General features: G+C 74.5%; 5 protein-coding genes. 3 read left to right on the forward strand and 2 right to left on the reverse strand.

Features of this window, described 5'->3' with window-relative positions; genetic code table 11:
* Positions 1-122 precede the first annotated feature (122 nt).
* Both AB0K51_RS34290 and AB0K51_RS34295 read right to left on the reverse strand, forming a co-directional pair.
* Positions 123-920 (reverse strand): hypothetical protein, encoded by a 798-nt coding sequence (locus AB0K51_RS34290; RefSeq protein ID WP_363462140.1) that lies wholly within the window; start codon positions 918-920, stop codon positions 123-125.
* A 57-nt stretch (positions 921-977) separates the two neighbouring features.
* Positions 978-1,502 carry a hypothetical protein gene (locus AB0K51_RS34295; protein WP_363462142.1) on the reverse strand — a complete coding sequence of 175 codons (525 nt, stop codon included), beginning with the start codon at positions 1,500-1,502 and terminating at the stop codon, positions 978-980.
* A 133-nt stretch (positions 1,503-1,635) separates the two neighbouring features.
* Here AB0K51_RS34295 and AB0K51_RS34300 point away from each other — a divergent pair, with 133 nt between their 5' ends.
* From AB0K51_RS34300 to AB0K51_RS34310, 3 genes are all read left to right on the forward strand, one after another.
* Positions 1,636-2,313: a response regulator transcription factor gene (locus AB0K51_RS34300; RefSeq protein WP_363462144.1), complete on the forward strand. Its 678-nt coding sequence runs from the start codon at positions 1,636-1,638 to the stop codon at positions 2,311-2,313.
* Positions 2,306-3,763 (forward strand): HAMP domain-containing sensor histidine kinase, encoded by a 1,458-nt coding sequence (locus AB0K51_RS34305; protein ID WP_363462146.1) that lies wholly within the window; start codon positions 2,306-2,308, stop codon positions 3,761-3,763. The genes AB0K51_RS34300 and AB0K51_RS34305 overlap by 8 nt, the downstream gene beginning before the upstream one ends.
* Positions 3,764-4,021: 258 nt before the next feature.
* Positions 4,022-6,142 carry a cellulose binding domain-containing protein gene (locus tag AB0K51_RS34310; protein ID WP_363462148.1) on the forward strand — a complete coding sequence of 707 codons (2,121 nt, stop codon included), beginning with the start codon at positions 4,022-4,024 and terminating at the stop codon, positions 6,140-6,142.
* The last annotated feature ends 109 nt before the right edge of the window (positions 6,143-6,251 follow it).

Genomic DNA, 6,251 nt, shown 5'->3' on the forward strand with positions numbered 1-6,251 from the left:
GTTTTCTAGAGCTGCCAACATAAATACTAACACCACGCCCCCGCCCGGGGGGGGGGGGCGCCCCCCCGGGGGGGGGGGGCGCCCCCCCCCCCCCCCCCGACCGGGGCGGGTGCGCCGGACCGTCAGGCGGTCCGGCGGGCGTCGCGCCCGGCCTGGACGGCGAGCCGCCCGACGGCCACGGCGATCACGACGGCGAGCACCAGGCTGACGGGACCGGTGCCGAGGTCGAGGCCGCCGCGCTGGTGGCTGACCCCGGCCCAGTCGGCGAAGCAGGCGCCGAGCGGACGGGTCAGGACGTACGCCCACCAGAACGCGAGCACCGGCGGCAGGCGCAGCACGCGGTGGCCGAGCGCGGGTACCGCGATCAGGGCGGCGAACAGCAGACCCGAGGGGAGGTAGCCCCAGCCGAGGGTGGCGGCGGTCAGGTCGCCGACCGCGGTGCCGAGCGCGAAGGTCGCCATCACCGCGGCCCAGTAGTAGACCTCGCGGCGCCCGCCCCGGACGGTGTCCACGGCGAGCGTGCCCTCGGTGCGCCGCCACAGGGCGAAGATCGCGGCGAGGGCGAGCGCGAAGGCGGGGGCGGAGACGGCGTAGGGAACGCCGAGCGCGACGTGGGCGACGTCGGCGGCCATGGTGCCGAAGACGCTGACCATGACCACCGCCGCCCAGTACACGACGGGGCGGTAGCGGTCGGCGCGGGCCTGTACGAACAGCGTCGCCGCCAGCACGACGGCGGCGCCCACCACCGCCGGGACCGGGCCGAGGGTGTGGGCGAAGAAGTCGGAGGTGGTCTCGCCCATGCCGGTGGTGAGGACCTTGACCACCCAGAACGCGGCGGTCACCTGGGGGACCTTGCTCCACGTCCGGCCTGACGAACCGTCAGAACGGAGGGGCGAAGCGGTCGTTGTCGTGCTGCTCACGGTGGAGCGACTCCTTTCGCGGCACGGCCCGCGGGCCGCGCCGTGGCGTGTCGGGCGTCAGCCGCCGAGGACGGTGTTGCCGGTGATGGTGTCGGTCGCGCCGTCGACGGTCACCAGGTGCCGGACGCCGTCCGGGCCGAGGACCACGGCCTGCCAGGCCCGGCCGCCGCCGGCCGCGGTGACCGGCCTGAGCGACTCGACCTTGCCCGCGGGCACGCCCGAGGACGCCTTGACCACCGCGTCCGCCGCGTCCAGCGAGGGCAGCGGAGCGGGCACCCGGCCCGGGCCGGCCTCCGACCGGCCGTCGCCGCGCTCGCCGTCGCGGCCGCCCGCCCGGTCCGCGTGCGTGCCGTCATGGCCCGGGCGGTGGGTCGTCACGGCCCCGTCGTCGTGGAACTCCAGGCCGTGGTGGTCGGCGACGGCGACGGCGCCGCAGGCGATCAGCACGGCGACCGCGAGCCCGCCCGCCCACCGGGCCGGCCTCCCGCGCAGCCACGGCGGGAGCGCCGCCCGGTGCTCCGGCTGCTTCTCCGGCTGCGGAGCCTGCGGCTCCCGTTCGTCGGCCTCGTCCATGACGCTCACCCCAGGCACCTCGTCCGGTCCGGGCGTCGCGCCCGGACGATGGCCTCAGCATGGCGGGGGCGGGCTGAAGGGTTCCTGAAGACCTGAAGACGCCTTCAGCGTCCACGGCGGGCGACCTGCCACCCTGGGAGACATGCGCGTACTGGTGGTGGAGGACGAACAGCGGCTGGCCCTCGCGATCAAGCACGGCCTGGAGGTCGAGGGGTTCAGCGTCGACATCGTCCACGACGGCCTGTCCGGCCTGGCCCGGGCGACCGACCACACCTACGACGTGATCATCCTCGACATCATGCTGCCCGGCCTGAACGGCTACCGGGTCTGCTCCCGGCTGCGCGCCGCCGGCAGCGACGCGGGCATCCTGATGCTGACCGCCAAGGACGGCGAGTGGGACGAGGCCGAGGCCCTGGACACCGGCGCCGACGACTACCTCTCCAAGCCGTTCTCGTTCGTCGTCCTGGTCGCCCGCCTCAAGGCGCTGGCCCGCCGCATCGGCAGCCGGGCGCCCCGGCGCACCGTCCTCGGCGACCTGGTCGTCGACTCCGCCGCCCGCACCTGCACCCGGGCGGGCACCGCCATCGCGCTGACGCCCCGTGAGTTCGCCGTGCTCGACCACCTCGCCCGGCGGGCCGGCGAAGCCGTCTCCAAGCGGGAGATCCTCGAGGAGGTCTGGGACAGCGGCCCGGACAGCGACCCCAACACCGTCGAGGTCCACATCAGTGCGCTGCGCCGCAAGATCGACGCCCCGTTCGGCCGGTCCGCCGTCCAGACGGTGCGTGGCTCCGGCTACCGGCTGGCGGCCGACGGTGGCTGAGCGGCGCGGACCGGTCGCCGCCGCCCGCCGGTACGCTGCCGGCTCGCCGCGCCTGTCCCGGGCCCGGGCGCTGCTGGCCCGCACGAGGGCCCGGCTCGCCCCCGGTTCGGTGCGCACCCGCACCACGATCGCCGCCTGCCTCAGCGTCGCCGCGGTGCTGCTGGTGGCCTCGGCCGCCGTGCTGCTCCTGCTGCGCGTCAACCTCGAGCACACCGTCGAGGCCGGGGCCCGGGAGCAGGCCCAGGTCGTCGCCCGGCTGGCCGCCGACGCCCACCTGCCCGCCCAACTGCCGCTCGACCACGGCACCGACTTCATCCAGGTCACCGACGCCGCGGGCAACGTCGTCGCGGCCAGCCAGAACCTGGTCGGCCGTCCCGCCCTCACCCCCACCCGTGCCACCGACGGCCACCAGACCTTCGACCTCAGCGCCCTCGGCGACGAGCACCACCAGCGCGTCACCACCCTCAGCGCCGACACCCCCGACGGACCGGTCACCATCCGGGTCGGCGCGTCGCTGCACACCGCCGACACCGCCGAGGACCTCACCACCGCCGCGCTCGCCGCGCTCAGCGCCCTCCTGATCGCCACCGTCGGCGTCGTCACCTGGCGGGCCACCGGCCGCGCCCTGCGCCCCGTCGAGGCGATCCGCTCCGAGGTCGCCGCGATCGGCGACCGCGACCTCGACCGGCGCGTCCCCGAGCCCGGCAGCGACGACGAGATCGCCCGCCTCGCCCACACCATGAACGCCATGCTCGACCGGCTGGAGTCCGCCGGCACCCGCCAGCGCCGCTTCATCGCCGACGCCTCCCACGAACTGCGCAGCCCCCTCGCCGTCCTGCGCACCCAACTCGAGGTCGCGCACACCCACCCCGACCCCGCCGTCCGCGCCGACCTGGTCGCCGGAGCCCTGCAGGACACCGACCGCCTCCAGTCGCTCGCCGCCGACCTGCTGCTCCTGGCCCGTCTCGACGCCGCCGGCCACCACGGCCCCCGCGAGAGCGTCGACCTCGCCGACCTCGCCCGCGCCACCGTCGACGGCCGCCGCGACCAGCCGCACCCGACCGCCGTGCACACGCCGGACCGGCCCGCCGTCACCACCGGCAACCCGATGTGGCTGGGCCGGCTGCTCACCAACCTCCTCGACAACGCCCAGCGCCACGCCCGCCACCACGTCACGCTGCGCCTGGCGCTCGACCCCGCCGGCCACCAGGCCGTGCTGGACGTCGCCGACGACGGCCCCGGCATCCCGCCCGGCGACCGCGAACGCGTCTTCGAACGGTTCACCCGCCTCGACGACGCCCGCAGCCGCAACGACGGCGGCACCGGCCTCGGCCTGCCCATCGCCCGCGACATCGCCACCCTGCACGGCGGCACCCTCACCATCGAGGACACCGCCGAAGGCGCGACCTTCCGCCTGCGCCTCCCGCTCGCCGGACCGGACGCGGCCTGACCACCCGATCTGTCCTGACGGATCGTCAGGACGGCTGCGTCCCAAGAACCTTTCAGCGGCCCGCCGCGCCCGGAGCTGCGGGTACGGCCTGGATCGGGCGCCCGGGTACGGCTGGACGTTGACCTGTCTCGGGCCGCCCTCCCATCATGGGAGCGCTCCCAAGCCTCTTGTCCGGCCTGGTAGCCGCACAGTTCCCCGTCCATCGTCCGGCTCCGCGGCGTGGCCCCGGGTCGGCGTCCCCACCCGGGAGGAACGACCATGCCGACCCCCATGCTGTTCCGCAGGAGACCAGACCGGCGCGGTCGCCGCCTCGCCGTGACGGCCTCGGCCGCGCTGGCCGTGGTGGCCGCGACGCTGCCGCTGTCCACCGCCGCGGTCGCGGCCGACCCGGCCGCCACCGGCGACACCACGGTCACGGTCAACGCGGGCGCGGGTCTGGGTACCGTCAGCTCCACCGCGCTCGGCGCCAACACCGCCATCTGGGACGCGTCCATGAACGACCCCCAGGTGGTCTCGCTGTACCAGGCCGCCGGGATCGGCGCGCTGCGCTACCCGGGCGGGTCCTACTCCGACATCTACCACTGGGTCGACAACACCGCGCCGGGCGGCTACGTCGCCCCGGGCACCGACTTCGACGCCTTCATGGGAACCGTGAAGGCGTCCGGCGCGCAGCCGATCCTGATCGCCAACTACGGCTCCGGCACGGCCCAGGAGGCGGCCGACTGGGTCCGGTACGCGAACGTCACCAAGGGCTACGGCGCGAAGTACTGGGAGATCGGCAACGAGATCTACGGCAACGGCGTCTACGGCAGCGGCTGGGAGAACGACGCCCACGCCGACAAGACGCCCGACCAGTACGCCCGCGAGGTCAAGGCGTACGCCGCGGCCATGAAGGCCGTCGACCCCACCGTCAGGATCGGCGCGGTGCTCACCATGCCCGGCAACTGGCCGGACGGCATCGTGGCCGGCGGCGACAGCGGCGACTGGAACCACACCGTGCTGGCCGCCGTCGCCCACGACGTCGACTTCGTCAGCGTCCACTGGTACCCCAACGCCAGCAACGGCGACGCGTCGCTGGCCGCGGTGCAGCAACTGCCCGGCGAGCTGCGCGAGGTGCGCAACCTGCTGGACCGGTACGCGGGCGCCGACTCCGCGAACATCGGCATCGCGATGACCGAGGTGAACTCCAACTCCGGCAGCGGCGCGTTCACCAGCCGCCCCAACGGCCTGTTCGCCGCCGAGGCCATGAGCACGGCCCTGGAGAACGGCGTCTTCAGCGTGGACTGGTGGGACACCCACAACGGCGCGGGCACCGTCACCACCGTGGGCGGGGAGACCGACTACGGCGACATGGGCATGCTGTCGAGCGGCAGTTGCTCCGGCGGCGTCTGCGAGCCGGCGCTGAACACCCCGTTCGCGCCGTACCACGGCATCAAGGCGCTCGGCGCGCTCAGCGACCCCGGCGACACCATGGTGGCCTCCAGCGCCTCCGGCTCCGACGTCTCCGCGCACGCGGTGCTGCGGGCCGACGGCGACCTCGGCGTCCTGCTGGTGAACAAGAGCTCCACCACCGCGCACACCGTGGACCTGCGGTACGCGGGCTTCACCGCCGGCTCCTCGGCCCCCGCCGTCCAGCGCTGGGCGCCCGGCGACGACGGGCTGGTCGACGCGACCGGCACCGCCACGTCCGCCTCGGCGACCCTGGCCCCGTACTCCCTCACCGTGCTGACCCTGCACCCGAAGCCCGGCACCGGCTCGTCCGCCGCCACCGTCGGCACCCCCGGCGCCCCGCGCACCACCTCGGTCGGCGCCTCCACCGTCACCCTGAACTGGCCGGCCACCAGCGGTGCGGTCGACCGCTACGAGGTCTACGAGCAGCTCGGCACCACCAGCCAGCTGCTCGGCTCGTCCACCGGCACCTCCGCCACGCTCTACAACCTGCCGCCCGGCTCCCGGCACACCGTCAACGTGCTCGCCCGCGACCAGGCCGGACACCTCTCCCGCCCCTCCGAACCGCTGACCTTCACCACCGGCACCCCCGCCGACAGCACCTGCACCGTCGCGTACCAGGTCACCGCCGGCTGGGGCAACGGCTTCGTCGCCGACGTCGTGGTGAGCAACCCCGGCCCGGCCGCCATCAACGGGTGGACGCTGGACTTCGACTGGCCCTCGACCGGACAGTCCGTCAGCTCGTGGTGGAACGCCGCGATCACCGCCACGGGCCAGCACGTCCGCGTCACCAACGGCCAGTACAACGCCCAACTCGCCCCGAACGGCGGCACTTCCGCCGAGTTCGGCTTCGTCGGCGGCAACAACGGAGCCAACCCGACCCCGACGGTCTTCCGCCTGAACGGAACCGTCTGCCGAACCATCAGCTGACCGACACAAAGAAGCCGGGCCCGGAGTGTTGAACACTCCGGGCCCGGCCGTTGGTAGCGGGGACAGGATTTGAACCTGCGACCTCTGGGTTATGAGCCCAGCGAGCTAC

Origin of the sequence: Kitasatospora sp. NPDC049285, assembly GCF_040678815.1 — a bacterium.
Classification (GTDB): domain Bacteria; phylum Actinomycetota; class Actinomycetes; order Streptomycetales; family Streptomycetaceae; genus Kitasatospora.

Coding starts and splice junctions, on each gene's coding strand:
- AB0K51_RS34300 (WP_363462144.1), top strand. CDS start 1,636: ATGCGCGTACTGGTGGTGGAGGACGAACAGCGGCTGGCCCTCGCGATC.
- AB0K51_RS34310 (WP_363462148.1), top strand. CDS start 4,022: ATGCCGACCCCCATGCTGTTCCGCAGGAGACCAGACCGGCGCGGTCGC.